Source organism: Salsuginibacillus kocurii DSM 18087 (assembly GCF_000377705.1).
GTDB classification, from domain to species: Bacteria; Bacillota; Bacilli; order Bacillales; family Marinococcaceae; genus Salsuginibacillus; species Salsuginibacillus kocurii.
The window spans coordinates 136,751-155,654 of sequence record NZ_KB898629.1 but is presented as its reverse complement, the minus strand read 5'-3'; the positions used below and the strand labels follow the sequence as shown (position 1 = coordinate 155,654).

Below are 18,904 nucleotides of genomic sequence, written 5' to 3'. Positions count from 1 at the left end.
CAATCATTTTGTTGCCACTGGCTCTAGTAAGTTATTTATGAGAAAATTCCTTCAACTCATTCCGTACTGAAAAGGGGATTGTGTGATGTTGAGGACTTTTGAAACAGATAGGTTAATTCTACGAGAACGCACTCTTGATGATGTGGAACTATGTATGGAAATGGATCGTGAAGCAGAGGTTGTGAAATATGTTCCAGAGATAAAAACGCTTGTAGGTAATGAAAGAAAACACCGAGAATTTATTGTGAAAAGAACTGAAGCTCAGTATCCAGCAGGTATGGGGTACTGGATGATTGAATCAAAAGACGACCAGCAACAAATTATAGGATGGATATTGTTAATTCCAATGGATGCGGTGGGTCCAGAAATTGAGATTGGATGGAGGTTAAAACCAAAATATTGGGGGAAGGGTTACGCGACAGAAGCAGCAAAAGTCATCTTACACTATGCTTTTGAAAGCCTGGAAATTGAAGAAATAGTTGCTGACATTAATAAAATGAATAAAGGCTCTATTCGAGTTGCAGAAAAGATTGGACTTGAGTATAAAGGATTACTCGAAACTAGTGCTTACATAAGATATGCTATTTATCGGCATTAAATAGGACTCTTCGACTCTCGGGCGCGTTTAATCCATGCTCCAGGTAAGGGTCTAGCCTCATCGAATATCTTCTCTGGTTTACACAAACACTACTGTTTCCACCAAAATCTAAGCACACCCCGGAATAGGGTGTGCTTAGGATTAGTTCGCTTTACTCTACCCACCCAGAGAGCATCGCTGCCATTTCGTTGCGCTGTAAGCTAGCGCCTGGCTGGAAAGTGCCATCTGGATAGCCGTGAATATAACCTTCTGCTGCTAACCACTCAATCGCTTGCTGAGCTTCTTCTGCAATGTCTTTGATATCTTCAAAAGAAACTTCACTGTCAAACTCATCGGTATCGATGCCAGCAAAGCGTGCAAGTAATAGAGCTGCTTCAAGTCGATTCACTTCTGCGCTTCCCCGGAAAGAACCATCTACATGCCCTTGTACATACCCTGCGTCTGCCGCCGCTTGTAAGTAGCCGGCGTAATACTCGTCACCTTCAACATCGGAAAAGTCAGCTTCATAATCGCTTTCTTCAAGGTCACTTGCCCGCACAAGCAGAGTTACTAATTCTGCCCGTGTCATATCGTTCTCCGGGCGGAATTCACCATTTTCATACCCTGTGACAAGTCCTGCTTCAGCAAGCGTTACAATGTTTGCTTCTGCCCAGTCTCCTTCAATATCCGTGAATTCAGGAACTGGAATTTCTTCTTCGTCCTCGTCTTCCTCCTCTGGGGCAGGTTCAATAGAAATGCGGGCTTCTCCTTCATCTTCAAAATCAATGGTTCCTTCTTCTTCCATAAGCTGTTCAGCATACAGCATCAAAGAAGTAGCAATTTCGCCGGCGCCGTCTTGAATGACTTCACCATCAAAATCATAACCAGATCCCCCTGTGCCGATATAGTCCGGCACTGCTGCCCGATATAATTCGTCGTCCTCTACTACGTCACCATCAATCCAAAGCTCCGCGTCAACATACTCTCCATCATCGTCAACATAAATTTCATAATGGAGCCCTGATGTTTGCAGGTCAATTTGATTACGATCTTCTCTTGTGTACGAAAATTCAATCACGTCGCGCAGCACTTCTCCACTGATTTCAATCTCCATGATTTCATTTCCGAAAGGTTCGACCGTGTAAATATCATTGGCGGTAATTTCTCCTGGGTCAATGCTTGCTCGAATGCCACCATTATTGGTAACGGCTAAGTCAGCACCAAACGCCTCTGCCATAGCATCCGTCCAGAAGTTGCCCAATCCGACATCTCGCTCATAACGCCCGTCTCGAGTAAGTCCAGTATTCGTCTCGCCTACCACTTCTTCTAAGATCTCTTCCGCATCCTCAAGGTACGTATCAATCATCTCCTGGACATCTTCATCGGCTGCTTCCAAGTCTTCCATGTCGTGCAGCATGCCATCTACATTGGTCACTTCGCCTGCATCTTCATCGATGGTAAGCGTTACTTCCCCAATGTAGTTTAAATCACTTCCTGCCTGCACAATCGGTGTTCCATTTTCTACCTGTGGTTCATGAAGGACCGTGTGACTGTGGCCACCGACAAGCAAATCAAAATACTCAATCTCTTCAGCCAGCGGAACATCATCATACAGTCCAATATGTGTTAAACCAATCACGACATCGTTTTCTTCTTGTAAATATTCATATTCTTCAGCTGTTTCCGCGTATTCATGGAACTCAAGTCCTTCAATGCCAGCAGGAGCTGTGGCTGGAGGCGCCTGGGTTAAACCTAGCACGGCCACGTCCAGGTCCGGAAGTTCAAATACCTCATAAGCATCCGGTTGTTCAATCGGAATAGAGTCGTCTACTACTTCAGTGTTTGCCGAAAGCCAGCTGAAACCAGACTGTTCCACGCTCGACGCATAGGCTTCCTGACCGTAATCAAATTCATGATTGCCAACTGCTAACGCATCCAATCCTACTTCATTCAAAAGCTCGATTATTGGTTCTCCATCTTGAAGGTCTACAACTGGATCACCACTAAAAATGTCGCCCCCGTCTAAGAAAAGCACATGATCGCTCTCCGCCCGTTTTTCATCAAGTAACGCAGAAAGTTCCGCAAAGCCTTCAATGGAAGAATGAATATCGTTTGTATGTATAATCGTAAGCTCGGTTTCATTCTCCGCTTGAGCAGGAGATTGAGTGATTCCGAACGCCACCGTTGCTGATAAAGACATCACCCCCAACTTTACCCATCGTTTCCGATTTATTTTTTTCATCCAACCGCCTCCTGTTCGTATATTGTGAATTACACAAAAAATTATAAACGGAAGAAAACATCGTTTCAATATTAGGAAAATTAATTATATGTAAAAAATTCGTAAACACTCTTTTTGACACATAAAATCGCCACATTTATGGAAATTCAGCCATGAGAGTAAGACAATTTCCCAGGGTAAAACATCACTCTGGATGTTAAAAAAGATAGGTATATTTTCTTCCCCTTCCACTCAAACTACAAACCGACACTGGTGAAGGAGGTTCATAGCATGGCAAAACCTGATGACAGATCAAACAACCCGGAACGTTTAAAAGAAATGATTGACGAGACCCTTCAAAACCGTAACGAAGCGCATGATTATGAAAAAGCACACGATGAAGAGATGAGCCAGGAACAAAAACAACAGATCGAATCGAAAAACGAACGTCGCGAGCAAGCGGTAGAAGGCTTTCGTGAAGAGTTAAAAGACGAAGTGCATGATCAGCAAAAACACCAGTAACACTGCTATGCTCATAATAGGAATGCACTCAAAAAGGAGCCGGCCTAGAAGGTCAGCTCCTTTTTGATTAGCACTCCCTGCCCCGCGGTGTTTCAATGGAGCAACCAGCCTTTATTAAACAAAAATCTTGTTTTCAAATTTATATCTCTTCACTTTTTTACAATAGCAAAATACCGCTAAGAAGACCGACGATAACAACGCCCCAAGCCGGCATTTTCCAATATGCAAGCAAACCGAAGAGCCCAACGGCGATAGCTGCTTCAAGACCAGTTGTAACCGCACTGGTTAGGATGGGATTATAAAAAGCTGCAGCCAAAATTCCAACTACACACGCATTCACACCAAACAAGGCTGCTTGCATGTTTGGATAGCGGCGCATCTCTGACCAAAATGGAAGGGCCCCCAGAATCAATAAAAAAGCAGGCAAAAAGATAGCGACCGTTGCTACAACACCTCCGACCCAGCCATCAGCAATCACCCCAAGGTACGATGCAAATGTGAAAAGCGGACCAGGCACTGCTTGCGCAGCCCCGTACCCAGCCAAAAATTCTTCTGCTGTTGTAAATCCGGCAGGGACCATTTCCCGTTCTAAAAGCGGGAGCACCACATGACCTCCGCCAAAAACTAGCGCACCCGCACGATAAAAGCTATCAAAAAGCTCAAGAAAATAAACATCAAAGACAGCACGAAGCAATGGCAAAAGCCCAAGAAGAGCCCCAAAAAGACCTAAACATATGGCGCCAAACCGGCGGGTGAGAGGTACAATAAACGATGAGTCTTCTGTCTCTGCTGTTTTCCGGTAAAGCCATAAGCCCACTAAAGCAGCCAACGCGATTAATAATACTTGACTATACACCGTCTGCCAAACGAGTAAAATCATTAACGTGACAAACGAAATGGTCGCCCGCTCCTTATCAGGCGCTAGTTTTTTCCCCATTCCAACAATGGCATGAGCAACCACTGCCACCGCCACAAGCTTCAAGCCATCAATCCAGCCTGCCCCTGCTACATTCGTGGTTTGAAACATAAATGCAAAAATCATCAACAAGAGGATGGAAGGTAGCGTAAAGCCTAAAAAAGACAATAAGCCCCCACTTATCCCCCCTCGCATTACCCCAATTCCAATCCCAACCTGGCTGCTGGCCGGACCAGGTAAAAATTGAGATAGAGCAACCAAATCAGCATAACTTTGTTCATCCAGCCATTTGCGCCGCTTGACATACTCGTCATGAAAATAACCGAGATGCGCGACCGGCCCCCCAAATGACGTAAACCCCAGTCGAGTTGATACTTTTAAAATCTCCCATTTTGAACCGTTGCCTTGTTTCGTTGTCATATGTACAATTCCTTTCTCTTTTTCAGTCACTACTCCTTTTACATTACATTAGACGAACTATTCCTTTGCGCAGTGCCTATGCTTCTTAAGAAGAGCTCCGGACCCGTTCCCAGTGAAAGAACACGTACTTCTTCTCACGGTTGAGCAAAACGATTGATGTTTGCGCAACCCACCTTTCTACTCCGATATTTCTACATCATTCGCTGAAACAATCTCAATGTACGATTGCAGCCTGTCGATTGCAAGAGTTTTGCCAAATTCTTTTGGCAGACTAATAAATTCTATGTAACTGTACAACCTGTAATGTGTTACCATTTGGGAGACATCTTTCCTTAACTGAGGCGATGCTTATGTTTAAAATTATAGTAGCCATAGGGATTGGAGGCGCGCTTGGTACCCTCCTTCGTTATGGCATCAATCTCTCCACCCTTGCCACCGGTCTGCCGCTAGGGACTGTCATTGAAAATTTAAGCGGCAGCCTATTGCTCGGCGCTCTCACTGGATTTTTTGCCTTGCGTACCCCGAAAGAATGGGTGAAGGCTGGACTCGGCGTAGGTTTATGTGGCGGTTATACAACGTTTTCCACCATCGCCTCCGACACCTTTTTACTCGCCGACACCAGCTCCACCAGCGCTGTGGCCTTGTACATAACCATTACATTATTTGGCGGGGTCCTCCTGGCCTTCGCCGGATTTTTGCTCGGCGAACGTATTGCTAAGAGTTCCAAGCAGCCACAAAGGGGGCAACACTTATGAACATCACCCTCCTCATGCTCGGAGGCGCTGCCGGCTCCATTCTCCGTTACCTGCTCGGCAAAGCCGTGATGTCAGCAGTGCCGAATCCTCCTTTTCCAACTGCCATGCTCGTCGTAAACATCCTCGGCGCGCTCGGGCTCGGCCTTTTTATTGGATTCAACTACAGCAGCGTCCCTTTTGACATTTACAGCGACACCCTTTACCTTACCATCGGACTCGGATTTTTCGGCGCTTTTACCACCTTCTCCACCTTTAGTGTCGAAGCCTTTCAGCTTTTAGAAAAACGCAGGTTAGGCGCCTGCTTCGCCTATATTACGCTCTCCTTTGCAGGATCCCTGCTGCTGTTTGCGGTCGGCTTTTTTTTAGTAAGCTGATCGACACTGCGCGGAATTTGCGTCAGATTAAAGGACATTTTGAATTTCTCGCGAATCGGTGTAAATGAGGCGACCGGACCAACGGCGTGTCCTTGCCAACAGATAACTGTTTCGCCCCTCTAAACCCTTAACTGGAGGAAGTGATGCACATGTCAAGCTATTATAAAAAACTGCGTCAAAAAATCGGCCAGGAAAGAGTGTTTATGCCAAGTGTCGCCGCTATCATCCGTAATGAAGAAGGACAAATTTTATTTAAAGATAATGGAACAATTGAAGGATGGAGCCTGCCATCTGGGGCCATTGAACCCGGAGAGGCACCTGCCCAAGCTCTAATCCGTGAAGTACGTGAAGACACCGGGCTCGACGTAGTCCCTACCCAGCTGACCGGTGTCTTCGGCGGCGAAGACTTTCAATACGAAGATCCAAACGGCGATCAAGTGGAGTACACACTGATCGTCTTTGAATGCCGTGTATACAGCGATGAACATTTCCCAACCAACCCAGATTTGAAATCACTCAAATTCATCTCACCAGACTACACCCCCGCTCTCTCCCTACCCTACCCATCATTTATTTTCGATCCTCCCTCCGAACCAACCAACACCCATTTCCAATGGCACCCCGGCTGGATCAGGTAGACAGAAAAGCGAAGGCGCCTTGCTTAGAGGCGACAAGTTTTTCAGCACCTGCGCAGAGGAGCTCGCTCCTCGAAGTCAGGGGCAGAAAAAACCTCGAGCATCTAGGCGCCGCAGCTAGACAGAAAAGCGGAGCGGGCTTGCTCAGCGGCGCAGAGCCCTTCTCTCCCACCGAGGAGGCTGTTGCCGCCGCAGGGTGGGAGAAAGGGATCTCAAGCCGTTAGTCCGCGAAGCTGGACAGAAAAGCGGAGGGCGTTTGGGTAGCGGCGCAGCACGCTTCTTAACCGGCGAGGAGGACGCGTCCGCCGCAGTCCGGTCCAGAAGCGATTGCAAGCCGCTAACGCCCGAAGCTAGACAGAAAAGCGGAAAGCGGCGCTAGGGGTCAAGCAAAAGGCGAGCGCTGCACAAAGCCGCTTTTTGGCTTTGAAAGGGCGCGACTTTTGACCTCGAGCCCCTGCCGCTTGAAGCTAGACATCGAAAAGCGGAGGGCGCCTGACCATTGGCGCAGGGCCCTTCTTCCCCGCCGAGGAGGCTGTTGCCGCCGCAGGGCGGGGAAAAGGGATCACAAGCCAATGGCGCTCGCAGCTGGACAAGCTATGATTGAAGCAGACCCATACTCATGTAACTGCTAGATTAAAGTTAACACATTCTGCTTGATAGAATTGAACACTTTTCGTTACTACTTCCTTTTGATCATGTACACTTAATGGAAATATTGAGTGGGGATCAGGGGGCTACGAAAGGTGAGTAAATTGGAAAACATGTTTATGTTCATCAGTTAAAAAAAGAAGGATTTAGTATTGCTGCTATTGCGAGGAAATGTGGACTCTCAAGAAACACGGTATATGCTTATTTAGAGAAACAATTCGATGAAACGGTCGAATGGGTAAAAACACTGAAAACAAGAACAAAAAAAGTTATACCCGTATCAATCATATATATTGGATTGGTTAAGGGAACATCCTGATTTATCAGCACCCGTGAAGCAAATCTCGTTATTATTGATGACTTGATGTATATGGCAATGGATCAGCACGAAGCTAATCTCTCGGGGTTGCTCTTCCTCACGTTTCGAACGCAGAATCAGGAGAAAGAGTTTCCTATGAAGCAACAACTGATAGTTTAGAACTGTCATGGGGAATGGAGTCATACTATACCAAGATCGTTTTTGAATCAATCCACTATCCATAAAGAAAAAGGGTTTTCTGCACTCGTTATTGTGCAATTGTAACCGTCAAGTAGAAATGAACAATTTTTGCTCGTTAATTTTGAACACTTTTTGCTTCAAACAACGATTCACGATATTTAATGCGATGACTTCCTTTTTAGTGGCTTACAAATGGCACAACCGGCTCTATCCAATGGTAATGGTAATATTTAATCCATTCTTTTCATGTGTGGTAAAGAATTCCTGAGTGGTACATTTCCTCGCAAAAGGTGGTAAGAATCGTCCGCCGTATTCAGTTGTGATTATTTCTTGTTAAATATTATATTTACAACTAGACTCATAGGAAAAAATACTAATAAAAATAATCCCCAATACAAAACCAAACTCTCATAATCTAATAGAAGTATACGGTATATTATTTTGTGTATAAAGACTGTAAGTAATATTAATATACAATTTATGGCCGTTAAGGTAAAAATCTTCATAAGTGCAAGCACCTCACTAATTGGAAATATCTAATATCCTATCCGAGTTCGTAGCAACCTCTTTGTCATGGGTTACACAAATTATAGTTTTGCCACTGTCTTTAAGGTGATTTAGAAGGGAGATAATTAACTCTTTATTGTTAGTATCCAAGTTCCCTGTGGGCTCATCTGCCAATATTATCTCACAAGGCTTTAACATTATCCGTGCGAATGCTACTCTTTGTTGCTGCCCACCACTTAGCTTATAAACCTTTTTATCCAAGAAAGATGGTTCTAAGCCAACCTCCGTAATAATTTTATCAATTCTATCTTTATCTATTTTTTTATTATAAATAGCTCCCATTTTTAAGTTTTCATACACTGTTTCATTTTCCAATAAAAAATAATGTTGAAATATATACCCTATGTTGTATCTCCTCAACAACATTAACTTTTTTCCAAATGGGTTAGTAACCCCCATTATTGAGATGGTACCACTATCTGGTTTTTCAAGAGAACCCATTAAATTAAGCAGAGTGGTTTTACCAGAACCACTCTTACCCAGGATAGCAACAAATTCATTTTTTTCTACATGTAAAGAAAAATTATTGAATATAATCTCGTCACCAAAAGATTTGGTTATCCTATTAAGTTCGATCATAAATAATCCCCTTTTAAGACCTTATTTATATTCTTTTTTACAAAATTAGTACTTAGCCCATAAATTATCAAAAATTCAATAGCAAAGAAGAGAAATGCAATGGGTATGATTAAAAGAATATCGTGAATCAGGGAAGACAATAATCCTATAATAATAGTTGTTAAAAAGCTAATTAATAACAAGTGTTTATTACGATTAAAAAACGAATAACCTAAGATATACTTTAGATTGAGCTTTTTCATATTTATCGCGACATACGTCCATATATATAGACTTAAAAATATGATGATAAAGGTAAAAATAACAATCAAACCTATTAATTGTTGTAGTAATAGCCTTGAATGCTCTACAATTTCATCACTGGCTTCGTTGAAAACAGAAGTAACTGAGCCGACCTCTGGAACGCCAATGTCCATTAGATAAGGTTCTATGTTGTTGAATGCGTTTCCAGACGAATAATCCTCGAAATATAAGGATGTGCTTGATAATGCACTTATATAAGAATTATCAAAGTTATTGTCATATACAATAGCAATTGGATCTGTAATGTTATTTTGATTATCACCTGTGTTGCTTTTATAAGTGAAATAATCTTGACCTTCTTCTGTATATATAATATTAATAGAAAGGTCTTGCACAGATGTGTCATTTAAGGGTTCATTTAATTCCTCATTATAAATGTCATCAACTTCAACTTTTTGGAAGTAGAAGTAATCCAAATACTCATCTAAAATCTCATTTTCTAGATTTGAAAATTGTTCTGGAACTAAAATATCCAAAGTATTTGAATCTGAAGTTAATTGAGAGACTACACTATCACCATTTACGTCCTCTATAGGATTATAGTTTAAATAATTCTCATTTATAGTTACTCTTCTCCCAGATGATAAGTAAAATTCTTCCTCTCCAGCATTAAGGGTGTAAATGTATTCAGGTTCAGATTCGGTGTCATTATCTAGTGGATAAAAGTTCTCTGAACCCATTAGAAAAGCATTATGTTCGGACTCTAACTGTTTGTAGAGACGGTCCATTCTATTATTAAAATCTCTATCTTGTTCCAAATTTTCCTCTAAATATTCTATTCCTGCAGTTAACTGCAATCTATAAATATCTTGTGCCTCATTCCAGTAATCAAAACTATCCAATTTCTCATTTAAATCTAAGAAACTGTTTATTGAAAAGCCAATCATAGTAAAGAAGATTAATGATGTTGTAACTTTAGTTGCTACAGCAACCCAGTGTACTTTTCGAAAAGGGAAGTCTCCCTTTATGGTATTCATATTAATCATCGAAATGAGAGAAGCAGAAACCATCACTGTCAATGTAATAATTGCAGTAATTATAAACATATTAAATGCTAGAAAAGTAGATAGATAGCTTAATAAGTATTCAGTTTGATTTAAATATAAAATTATAATCAGCAACGTTGCAAATAAAGCACTAAAAATAATACAAATGGGTTTTATAAGAAGCTTAATTGTCACAAGGATAATTCTGACATTAGAACTACCCCATAAGTTAAGAAGAATGTACATTTTTCTATTTTGTATTAAAAAGAAAAATAGCCCAATAACATAAAGAACTAATGATAAAAATGAAATTAGTAATAAAGGGAAATTCAACAATTGTAGAAGACTTACTTGATCGTTTACAAATGAAACCTCTCCATATTGAGAAAAGAACTCCTTTACACGTTCTAAGCTTTCTGGAGAGGTATCTCCATTGATATAGAATCTGTTATCTACTCCAACATTCACTATATCTTGGTAGTTATAATAACGCACTTCCATGTTTGTTAAGGGAAATGTGATAACACCAGATTGCTCAGTCGAGTAATTATTGATATTAGATATATATTCACTATCGTGAGGGAGCGAACCTTCATGGATATGAAGGTTTGGATCAATATTTAAGTTAGTTGAATATATATTCACTCTGTCCTCAGTAAAGAAATTATATTGAGATATGTTAACTTCTTCTTTCTCTGAAAATCTTTGAATATCTTCGATATTTAAATTTTCATTACCATTAAAATCTACTGTCAGAATATCCGAATCGTTGTATAAAATATTGTAGGATAGTTTCTCATTAAATAAATTAAAACCAAATATGTTTATTAATATGAAAACTGTCCCTAATAAACAATATATGATTTTGTTCACATTTAGTCTCCTTTAGTCTCCTTCGGATGAAAAAGATAATAGGCATATTTTGGCCTATTATCTTTTCGTTTAGGAATTACCTAGTAGCCCAATTTGCTGTGTTTCCTGTTAGAGTTGATATTATCGTGGCCCTTGCTGTTGTTCCTTGTCTTTCCCATGCACTTCGTACATTTGATCTTGAATTGCCAGCACTTGCTCTATGGGTTAATTCGTAATGGTCATAAACTGATGTATGAGTATCTCCGTGCCAGTTTACACTATGATATCCTCCACCATCAGGGCCATTTCCTGGGTTACTATTAACACTAACTTCTTCATTATATCCAGGACCGATTTCACCAGATTCGTTTTCTTCCATCAACTCGTCTAAATTGATACCTTCCCCTTCTGTGATATCATCTTCTGCTAAAGTATCATGTGCGGGTATTGCGAACAAAGCTGCAACAGGAATAGATAGAAATAATTTTTTCATAAGCCTCTCCTCACAGATAGTTCTTCAGGTTTAAAAAACCATGATAGTTATGCTAACATTATAAATCTTTAACGGAAAGTAAAAATTACCATAAATTAAAAATATTTCCGACGTTTGATTATAAAATTAAATGCAACAGCTAAAGGTATAGCTAAAGCCATCGTTATTCCGTTATGATGAAAGTAACCAAACACCCAACATAACAGGAGGAATAACGATGACCACGGAAGCAGTGTGTAACTGCCGTCCTTTAATAAATAATTCTATGCTATACTATACTTTTACTCGATCAGTGGTTTCTCCGCGCCAATCCCTGATAAACTCCGTTTAATATTGATCATATATTCTAAAACGGAAACGATTCGAAGATTGAGGGGTCACACTGGATAAAAATAACATTTTTTTTGATAAGGGGATCAATAAAGGTGTTATCCATTCCAATGCTTCATGTACGATCCAACTTAACTCTTCCCACTGTTGATCTTCTAGGAGAGGGGATTGCTTATTTTTCTGCTCTTCTTGGCGAGTTAATAACATTTCTCCGGGGCACGACTTTTGACCTCGAGCCGCTGGCTGCTTTATTCAAATAAATATGCTAGTAAGGCATCGTTTCAGTGGTTTAAGGATCTCAATGAAAATGTTTTCATCGCAGAATTAAAGATCCCCCTACTACAAGCAACTGCTGAGTAAGGGGCTACTATCCGCGCACTGCACGGACTATCGCTCATTTATTTTTTTATTTTGGCCATTCTACGACGGCGGTTTCGTAGGGACGAAGTTTTACTTCTTTACCGTTTACACACGTGCTATCCAAGTTGCCGAAAATCCAGGTGCCAAGGTGCGTGTCGAAAGTAAGCTCTGCTTCTTCGTTCGTAAAATTGGCAAGTATGATCACGCGCTCGTTTTCCAATGTACGTGTGTACACAAACACTTGCTTATGATTCGCAAACTGCTCTTCATAATCTCCAGAAATGAGCACGCTGCTGTAAGAGCTGTTGTGTCGGAGATAGATCAAGTATTTATAATATTGAAAAAGCGAGTCGGGTCGGCTTTCAGCTTCTGCCACGTTAATTTCCTCGTAATCACGGCTTACTTTTAGCCAAGGTGCTGCTTCACTAAACCCAGACGCGTAAGTGGCATTCCAGTGCATCGGTGTCCGGGCATTATCCCGGCTCCGGTGGCTTATCCAGCGGAACGCATCTTCTTTCGTATGACCGTGCCGCAGCGCAGCTTCATACTGATCAATTGACGAAATATCATCTAGTTCATCGATGCTTTGAAAATCAGTGTTTAGCATACCAATCTCCTGTCCTTGATAAATATACGGCGTTCCTTTTAGGAAGAAGTACGTAGTCGCAAGCATCTTACCTGTAAATTCACTCTGATCTTCTTGCGGAATAAACCGGCTGATCGCCCGTGGCTGATCATGATTTTCCAAATAATTTGCCATCCAACCGTCACTTTCCGTTGCTTTTTGCGCGTTTGTGATCGCCTGTTTGAAATCCTGCAACTTCCAGTCTTTAGTCGGGAACCAACGTCCATGCGGTCCGATGTCAATGTCAACGTGATCAAAACGAATCAGCATATCAAAGTGGCCGTCTTCACCGACAAAGTCCGGGATCTCCTCCGGCTCTACCCCAGGAGCTTCTGCTACCGTAAAAATGTCATAGTGATCAAATGTCTCCCGCTTTAATTCCTGCAGAAATTCGCCGACTCCAGGCTGATTCGGCGCCACTTCCTGCAGGCCATCCGGTCCATCCGGTGTGAAATCATCGTAAAATGGCTGCTTTTTAATAAAGGTGATCGCATCAATCCTGAAGCCGCCAATCCCTTTATCAAGCCACCATCGTACCATCTTGTACAAATGCTCGCGCAGCTCTGGATTTTCCCAGTTGAGGTCCGGCTGTTCTTTTGCAAAAGAGTGAAAATAATACTGCCCGGTACGCTCGTCATATTCCCAGCAGGAACCGCCAAACACCGCCCGAAGATTGTTCGGCGGACCACCGTCTTCCCGTGGATCCTGCCAAATGTAGAAATCCCGTTTGGGGTTGTCTTTACTGCGTCGCGATTCTTGAAACCACGGGTGCTGATCCGATGAATGATTGATGACTAAATCCATGATGATCGAAATTCCCCGCTTCTTCCCTTCCGCGATTAACTGATCCATGTCTTCCATCGTACCGAACACTTCCGCAATATTTTCATAGTCGGAAATATCGTAACCGTTATCTTTCATCGGTGAGGCATACACCGGGCTGAGCCAGATGACATCAATGCCTAGATCGGACAGGTAGTCCAGCTTTTGGATAATACCGGGGATGTCACCGACCCCGTCCTGGTTGGAATCGTTAAAACTTCGCGGATAAATTTGATAAACGACTGAATTCTGCCACCATTTTGTAGTCATATCTTTACCTCCATTTAAGTTGATGCCTGCTTACTTTGTAGGTTTAGTACCTTTTTGTAAAATGTCGAGAACGAGACAAATGCAATTAATGAACCGCCAAAAAAGATGAGTAAAAACGTCCATCCGCTCAAACCGATAAAGATGAGCATGAATGTTAACGATAAAATAAAAAAGCTCGTTAATGGGGCGCCAAAGGTGAAGTAAAAAGCCCGCTTATAAATGTCACGTAATGTAATGCGGAAATGAGACATGACCATAAATACATAAATCGTAAATAAGTATAAAGGAATACCGAACAATAAAAAGGTAACGAGTAGAAAGTGATCCGTGATAAAAAAGTAAAAATAATCAATCCCCCAGATCACCCACAGCGTCGTTAACAAGAGACCGGCCTGCCATGCCTGCCGGTAATTCTCTTTAAAGTAGCGAATAAACTGCTTAAGAGAATCGCCTTTATCTTCATCGACAATAAATGTACGTACGGAAGCAAACAGTGCTGCTGTCGCCGGAAAGAAAAGGAATGGCGCGAGCATGGACGCTGCGGCAAGGGCAGCCAGCCATAGTGCACCTCCACCGGTAAGTGCAGTAACCCCGCCGAGAAATAAAAGCGGACTGATAGTGGCAAGCCAGTATACATTCACGAGCGAAAACTTCGTCACCCATTCACACGTCTTGTAAAATCCCGCTGCTGAAATCATTGTCATCACCTTCCTCCTGCTTCAACCGTTTATTTGACAGCGCCATCGGTCACCCCGGAGATGATTTGTTTTTGGGCAAAAAAGTAAAAGATAATGATCGGAATGATCGCTAACGTTAAGCCTGCTAAGGCGAGGTCCCACTGCCGCGTGTATTCTCCGAAAAAGTAATACATATTAATCGGGATGGTCGCTTCCTCAGAGCTTAAAACTAATGAAGGCAGCAAGTAATCATTCCAAATCCAGATGACATTTAAAATCGCAACGGTTACTGAAATTGGCTTAAGAAGCGGAAAGATGATATACCAAAACGTTTGAAAACGGTTCGCTCCGTCGATTGTAGCTGCTTCATCCAGTGTTAATGAAATGCCGGTCATCGCCCCGTGATAAAGAAAAATCGCAAGACTGCAGCCAAAGCCGAGATACATAAAGATTAAGCCATACTGATTCAACATATTAAAACTGCTGAAAAATGATGTGAGTGTAATCATCACGGCTTGAAAGGGAATGAGCATCGCAGATACAAAGATTAATAGAAGGGTACCGCTTAACTTACTTTTATTTCGTGCCAGCGCGTAACCCGCCATTGAGGAAAACGCAATGATGAATGCGATACTTGTTACTGTAATAAAGGTTGAATTCCATAACGCATTTACAAAATCAAGGTCTTGAAACGCCTGGGCATAGTTTGCAAACACAGCATCCGGTGGAAGTCCGAGCACATCTTCAAAAATGTCACGGTTTGTTTTAAAAGAGTTTACAACCATTAAATAAAAAGGAGCGAGCCAAGTTAACGCGAGAAAAATGCCTAAAATTTCGACCCAATTGGTGTTGTTTTTACGCTGTTTCATCACATCTCAACCTCTCTCTTCTTGTTGTAATAAACTTGAGAGATCGCAATAATTGATACAAAGATTAAAAATACAACGGCTTTTGCCTGGCCATAAGCCATTTCGTTACTGTCAAAGGCAGTATAAACAATGTTCATCGCCACCATTTCCGTTGAGTTAAATGGTCCACCATCAGTTAAAGATAAGTTTTGATCGTAAATTTTAAATGACACAGAAAGCGTTAAAAACATGCTGACAGTAAATGCGGGTGCGATTAAAGGAAAAGTGACATTTTTAAACCGTTGCACCGGACCGGCACCGTCAATTTGTGAGGCTTCGATCAGCTCACCCGATACGTTTTGCAAATAAGCAATGTAAATAATCATAATATAGCCTGCAAGTTGCCAAACAGTTAAAATGACAAGCCCCCAAAAACCAGTAGCAGGCGTGGACAGCCAGCCTTGAAGTCCTTCAATATTCATAAGCTGACCGATCTGACCAAACACATTAATAAAAATAAACTGCCAGATAAAGCCGAGGATTAAGCCGCCAATTAAGTTTGGCATAAAAAAGATCGTTCGCAGAAAATTACTTGATTTTAACTTCTGCGTCACAATTAAAGCTAAGCCAAGACCTATAATATTTAATAAAACAACAGAAACAACAGAAAACTGAATGGTAAACCATAACGAACTGAGAAAACGCTCATCATCAAGCAGCCGGCTGTAATGCTCAAACCCGACGAATTGGTCAAAACCGAGCCCGTTCCAGTTTGTGAACGTGTAGAAAAATCCCATAAAAAGCGGAATCCCGACAACGAGTAGTAAAGCTACGAGTACAGGTGCAATAAATAACCAGAATACCGGACTTTTGTTTCCCATACACGGTGCCTCCAAGCTATGGATTTCGGATAAAACAGCCGCATGCACGGCTGTCTTTCCGATCTAATGATGCAGTCAACTACTGACGGGTTTCTTCCCATTCATTTTGTCCAGCTTCAATAACGTCGTCCCACTCGCGTTCACCGGCAAGGTATTCCTGCATATAAGCGCCAAAGTCGTTACCAAATCCTTGTGGATAGCCGGTAAAGATCCAGCCGAGTGTGTTATCCTCGAGCACATATTCATAAATCTCCTGCTGGATTGGGGCATCAATTTCCTCCACGTCAAAACCTTCATGAGCCGGAATCATATCAAGTTTATCCTGCACTGCGGCGATCCCTTCCTCATCGGTATACATCCATTCAAAGAAAGCTTCTGCCTCTTCAATGACTTCATCTTCTACACCATCATTAATAGCCCAGTAGTTCGGCACATCCACAGGGATATGACCTTCATAACCATCAACCGGTAGTGGCAGCACACCGACATGTTCATTTGCAAAGTCTGGATCCATTTGCTCTAACGTCGGATGAACCCAATCACCCTGCTGAATCATCGCTGTCCGCTCTAAGGAGAAGTATTCTTCCACCTGCTGCGAATAATCCATATTTAATACCGGTTCAATTGAATAGTCGTTTTGCAGCCTCAGCATCCGCTCCATCTCATCCGCACGCTCAAAGTCTACGGTGTCACTCTCATAAGCTTCCATCATATCGCCGTTAAACTCCGGTGATAAATAAGTATTGGCTAAGTGATCTCCCATCACCCAGGCTTCCGCGCCCGGCAGTGCAAATACACCGTCTATGCCAAGCTCGTCCTTTTGATCATCCAAAGTTTCAACCGCTTCTTCCAAATCTTCATACGTCAAAATTTCATCTGCATCGATCCCTGCTTCATTGAAAATTCGTTTGTTATATAGGAGGCCGTACCCTTCCTGTTGAAACGGAATTCCTCGGACGTTACCATCTTCATCTATAGCGCCTTCAAGTGTCCCCTCAATAGCTTCATCAACTGCTGCATGATTTGATAAATCGAGCACATTATCTTGGTAATCATTTAATTCTGAAGGACCGGCCAAGCTGAAAACATCAGGCTCATCACCAGAAGAAAATCGCGACCTTAATGCCGAAAAGTAATCCGTTCCGCCGCCAACAGCTGAAAATTCAATATTTACATTAGGATTCTCTTCTTCGTACAATTCAGAAAGTTCAATGAAATGATCGCGGAATTCAACTTTCCCTTGAAATATTTCAACATCCACGACATCGCCCTCATCTGTACCTTCTGTTGCCTCATCTTCTCCATTACAAGCTGTAAGAATCATTCCAGCCAAGCCAAGCAACAGCCAACCGTTTAGTTTTTTCATCGAGCGCATAAGTAAATTCCCCCTAATTCAAATCTCCCCCGGAATTTTGGGAACGGTTTCAAAGATGAGCAAAAAAAATGGTCAACCTTCCGGGGAGTTGTTATGAATGAGTTTAAATGCTTTTATTATCGTTTTCAATACTTTTTTTACAAATTTTTTTATTGAAAATGTCAAAAGTCTGAGCTGACGCCTGTTCATAGTAAAAGTTTTTGGTATCGGTTTCAAATTCTAACGTGATATTCGACTCATGTCGTCCCCCGCTCAATAAACTTTGTTTCAAGAACCGTCTGATTTTCTGAAGCTTCTCCCCCATTTAACGCCTCAATCATTCGATTAGCTGCTAAGCGCCCCATGTCATCGACCGGTTGTTTTATTGTTGTTAACTTTGGATTGGTGATTTTTGCAAGCGGTTGATCGTCAAAACCTACGACAGCTAAATCTTTTGGCACATGCTTTTCTAAATCGTGGGCTGCAGCAATCACGCCGGCCGCGACTTCATCGCTTCCGGTAAACACAGCAGTTGGCTGCTTCTCCATTTGAAAAATTGTCCGGCCTACACTTTCACCGTCTTCGATGGTGTGTTTATTGACAAAAACAAGCTGTGGATCTACTTCTATCCCTTTTTCAGCCAACGCTTTTTGATAGCCGACGTTACGATCATCCGACTGTCCCCGGTGTTCAAACAAACCACCTGTGCAGTAGGCAATTCTGCGATGACCTTGAGCCAGCAGGTGCTTCACACCTTCATACGCCGCTGAGAGGTGATCAATACGCACGCTCGGTATAGTGTTCATATGTTGGATGTATTCATTCACAAACACGATCGGTCCATATGCTAAGTACGCTTCTATCACTTCTTCATCATTTTCAATTGACGCCATAATGATGCCATCGAGCTGTTTATTTTGCATCAACTGCAAAAAAGATAATTCTTTCTCTTTATCCTCATTACTTTGAAACACAACGACTTGATATCCTTGCTCATAAGCAACCTGTTCAATCGCATTAACTAAGTACGAAAAGAATGGGTTCACAATACGCGTAACAACAACACCAATCGTCGTTGTTAAAGCGCCCCGCATTTTCCGTGCCGAAGGATTAGGCGTATATTCAAGCTCTGCCATCGCTTTTTGTACACGCTTTTTCTTCTCTTCTGAAACGTGGGGATAATTATTTAACACACGTGATACGGTCGATTTGGAAAGCCCGGAAAGTTTAGCGACATCTGAAATCGTTGGCATAGTAAAACCCCTCTTGATGATCTGCATTGAATTTTGAAATCAGTTGCAATCACTTTTATTTTACGCACGTTTGTTATGTATTGCAAAGCGAATTCTTATGTGAGAGGGGATATCCCCTGGGCAAGGCCTTGAAATAA

General features: G+C 42.0%; 19 protein-coding genes. 7 read left to right on the top strand and 12 right to left on the bottom strand.

Annotation, left to right across the window (positions count from 1 at the left end; genetic code table 11):
- The first annotated feature begins 85 nt into the window (after positions 1–85).
- Positions 86–598 (top strand): GNAT family N-acetyltransferase, encoded by a 513-nt coding sequence (locus D469_RS0114200; RefSeq protein ID WP_018924068.1) that lies wholly within the window; start codon positions 86–88, stop codon positions 596–598.
- Between the two features lie 151 nt (positions 599–749).
- Here D469_RS0114200 and D469_RS20445 read toward each other — a convergent pair whose 3' ends face one another.
- On the bottom strand, positions 750–2,819 hold the full coding sequence (locus D469_RS20445; RefSeq protein ID WP_018924067.1) for a 5'-nucleotidase C-terminal domain-containing protein: 2,070 nt from the start codon (positions 2,817–2,819) through the stop codon (positions 750–752).
- Between the two features lie 270 nt (positions 2,820–3,089).
- Between D469_RS20445 and tlp the strand changes: the two genes are divergently transcribed.
- The gene (gene tlp, locus D469_RS0114190) at positions 3,090–3,320 is read left to right on the top strand and encodes a small acid-soluble spore protein Tlp (RefSeq protein ID WP_018924066.1); all 231 of its coding nucleotides are present in this window, start codon (positions 3,090–3,092) and stop codon (positions 3,318–3,320) included.
- Positions 3,321–3,477: 157 nt separating this feature from the next.
- Here the strand turns inward: tlp and chrA are convergent, their stop codons facing one another.
- Positions 3,478–4,656, bottom strand: coding sequence for a chromate efflux transporter (gene chrA / locus D469_RS0114185; RefSeq protein WP_026286252.1), 1,179 nt, complete (start codon positions 4,654–4,656; stop codon positions 3,478–3,480).
- A gap of 350 nt (positions 4,657–5,006) precedes the next feature.
- On the opposite strand from chrA, the gene D469_RS0114180 reads away from it, so the two are divergent.
- The 4 genes from D469_RS0114180 (at position 5,007) to D469_RS21715 (ending at position 7,387) form a co-directional block, all read left to right on the top strand.
- Complete coding sequence (locus D469_RS0114180) at positions 5,007–5,411, top strand: fluoride efflux transporter FluC (protein WP_018924064.1); 405 nt, start codon at positions 5,007–5,009, stop codon at positions 5,409–5,411.
- Positions 5,408–5,785 carry a fluoride efflux transporter CrcB gene (gene crcB, locus D469_RS0114175; protein ID WP_018924063.1) on the top strand — a complete coding sequence of 126 codons (378 nt, stop codon included), beginning with the start codon at positions 5,408–5,410 and terminating at the stop codon, positions 5,783–5,785. Before D469_RS0114180 ends, crcB begins: the two co-directional genes overlap by 4 nt.
- A gap of 143 nt (positions 5,786–5,928) precedes the next feature.
- Positions 5,929–6,423, top strand: coding sequence for an NUDIX domain-containing protein (locus D469_RS20440; RefSeq protein WP_051081201.1), 495 nt, complete (start codon positions 5,929–5,931; stop codon positions 6,421–6,423).
- A 748-nt stretch (positions 6,424–7,171) separates the two neighbouring features.
- A complete protein-coding gene (locus D469_RS21715) occupies positions 7,172–7,387 on the top strand; it encodes a helix-turn-helix domain-containing protein (protein ID WP_083910827.1) in 216 nt (71 codons plus the stop codon).
- A gap of 503 nt (positions 7,388–7,890) precedes the next feature.
- Here D469_RS21715 and D469_RS21710 read toward each other — a convergent pair.
- The 4 genes from D469_RS21710 to D469_RS20435 form a co-directional block, all read right to left on the bottom strand.
- Positions 7,891–8,073 (bottom strand): bacteriocin-like WGxF protein, encoded by a 183-nt coding sequence (locus tag D469_RS21710; protein ID WP_083910821.1) that lies wholly within the window; start codon positions 8,071–8,073, stop codon positions 7,891–7,893.
- Between the two features lie 16 nt (positions 8,074–8,089).
- The gene (locus D469_RS0114160) at positions 8,090–8,713 is read right to left on the bottom strand and encodes an ABC transporter ATP-binding protein (RefSeq protein WP_018924060.1); all 624 of its coding nucleotides are present in this window, start codon (positions 8,711–8,713) and stop codon (positions 8,090–8,092) included.
- The gene (locus D469_RS0114155; RefSeq protein WP_018924059.1) at positions 8,710–10,875 is read right to left on the bottom strand and encodes a DUF1430 domain-containing protein; all 2,166 of its coding nucleotides are present in this window, start codon (positions 10,873–10,875) and stop codon (positions 8,710–8,712) included. Before D469_RS0114155 ends, D469_RS0114160 begins: the two co-directional genes overlap by 4 nt.
- A 76-nt stretch (positions 10,876–10,951) precedes the next feature.
- Positions 10,952–11,347 carry a hypothetical protein gene (locus D469_RS20435; protein ID WP_018924058.1) on the bottom strand — a complete coding sequence of 132 codons (396 nt, stop codon included), beginning with the start codon at positions 11,345–11,347 and terminating at the stop codon, positions 10,952–10,954.
- A gap of 425 nt (positions 11,348–11,772) precedes the next feature.
- On the opposite strand from D469_RS20435, the gene D469_RS22155 reads away from it, so the two are divergent.
- Complete coding sequence (locus D469_RS22155) at positions 11,773–11,937, top strand: hypothetical protein (protein WP_018924057.1); 165 nt, start codon at positions 11,773–11,775, stop codon at positions 11,935–11,937.
- 146 nt (positions 11,938–12,083) lie between these two features.
- Here D469_RS22155 and D469_RS0114140 read toward each other — a convergent pair whose 3' ends face one another.
- The 6 genes from D469_RS0114140 to D469_RS0114115 all read right to left on the bottom strand — a co-directional run bounded on the left by D469_RS0114140 (position 12,084) and on the right by D469_RS0114115 (position 18,767).
- A complete protein-coding gene (locus tag D469_RS0114140) occupies positions 12,084–13,754 on the bottom strand; it encodes a glycoside hydrolase family 13 protein (RefSeq protein WP_018924056.1) in 1,671 nt (556 codons plus the stop codon).
- Between the two features lie 14 nt (positions 13,755–13,768).
- Positions 13,769–14,458 carry a YesL family protein gene (locus D469_RS0114135; protein WP_018924055.1) on the bottom strand — a complete coding sequence of 230 codons (690 nt, stop codon included), beginning with the start codon at positions 14,456–14,458 and terminating at the stop codon, positions 13,769–13,771.
- A gap of 23 nt (positions 14,459–14,481) precedes the next feature.
- The gene (locus tag D469_RS0114130) at positions 14,482–15,300 is read right to left on the bottom strand and encodes a carbohydrate ABC transporter permease (protein ID WP_018924054.1); all 819 of its coding nucleotides are present in this window, start codon (positions 15,298–15,300) and stop codon (positions 14,482–14,484) included.
- Positions 15,300–16,160: a carbohydrate ABC transporter permease gene (locus D469_RS0114125; RefSeq protein WP_018924053.1), complete on the bottom strand. Its 861-nt coding sequence runs from the start codon at positions 16,158–16,160 to the stop codon at positions 15,300–15,302. Before D469_RS0114125 ends, D469_RS0114130 begins: the two co-directional genes overlap by 1 nt.
- 79 nt (positions 16,161–16,239) lie before the next feature.
- Positions 16,240–17,535, bottom strand: a complete 1,296-nt coding sequence (locus D469_RS0114120; RefSeq protein ID WP_018924052.1) for an ABC transporter substrate-binding protein — start codon at positions 17,533–17,535, stop codon at positions 16,240–16,242.
- A gap of 236 nt (positions 17,536–17,771) precedes the next feature.
- The gene (locus D469_RS0114115) at positions 17,772–18,767 is read right to left on the bottom strand and encodes a LacI family DNA-binding transcriptional regulator (RefSeq protein WP_018924051.1); all 996 of its coding nucleotides are present in this window, start codon (positions 18,765–18,767) and stop codon (positions 17,772–17,774) included.
- Positions 18,768–18,904 lie beyond the last annotated feature (137 nt).

Coding starts and splice junctions, on each gene's coding strand:
- D469_RS0114180 (WP_018924064.1), top strand. CDS start 5,007: ATGTTTAAAATTATAGTAGCCATAGGGATTGGAGGCGCGCTTGGTACC.
- D469_RS0114125 (WP_018924053.1), bottom strand. CDS start 16,160: ATGGGAAACAAAAGTCCGGTATTCTGGTTATTTATTGCACCTGTACTC.
- chrA (WP_026286252.1), bottom strand. CDS start 4,656: ATGACAACGAAACAAGGCAACGGTTCAAAATGGGAGATTTTAAAAGTA.
- D469_RS0114130 (WP_018924054.1), bottom strand. CDS start 15,300: ATGAAACAGCGTAAAAACAACACCAATTGGGTCGAAATTTTAGGCATT.
- D469_RS20445 (WP_018924067.1), bottom strand. CDS start 2,819: ATGAAAAAAATAAATCGGAAACGATGGGTAAAGTTGGGGGTGATGTCT.
- D469_RS0114140 (WP_018924056.1), bottom strand. CDS start 13,754: ATGACTACAAAATGGTGGCAGAATTCAGTCGTTTATCAAATTTATCCG.
- crcB (WP_018924063.1), top strand. CDS start 5,408: ATGAACATCACCCTCCTCATGCTCGGAGGCGCTGCCGGCTCCATTCTC.
- D469_RS21710 (WP_083910821.1), bottom strand. CDS start 8,073: ATGAAGATTTTTACCTTAACGGCCATAAATTGTATATTAATATTACTT.
- D469_RS0114160 (WP_018924060.1), bottom strand. CDS start 8,713: ATGATCGAACTTAATAGGATAACCAAATCTTTTGGTGACGAGATTATA.
- D469_RS0114135 (WP_018924055.1), bottom strand. CDS start 14,458: ATGACAATGATTTCAGCAGCGGGATTTTACAAGACGTGTGAATGGGTG.
- D469_RS20435 (WP_018924058.1), bottom strand. CDS start 11,347: ATGAAAAAATTATTTCTATCTATTCCTGTTGCAGCTTTGTTCGCAATA.
- D469_RS0114200 (WP_018924068.1), top strand. CDS start 86: ATGTTGAGGACTTTTGAAACAGATAGGTTAATTCTACGAGAACGCACT.
- D469_RS20440 (WP_051081201.1), top strand. CDS start 5,929: ATGCACATGTCAAGCTATTATAAAAAACTGCGTCAAAAAATCGGCCAG.
- D469_RS0114115 (WP_018924051.1), bottom strand. CDS start 18,767: ATGCCAACGATTTCAGATGTCGCTAAACTTTCCGGGCTTTCCAAATCG.
- tlp (WP_018924066.1), top strand. CDS start 3,090: ATGGCAAAACCTGATGACAGATCAAACAACCCGGAACGTTTAAAAGAA.
- D469_RS0114120 (WP_018924052.1), bottom strand. CDS start 17,535: ATGCGCTCGATGAAAAAACTAAACGGTTGGCTGTTGCTTGGCTTGGCT.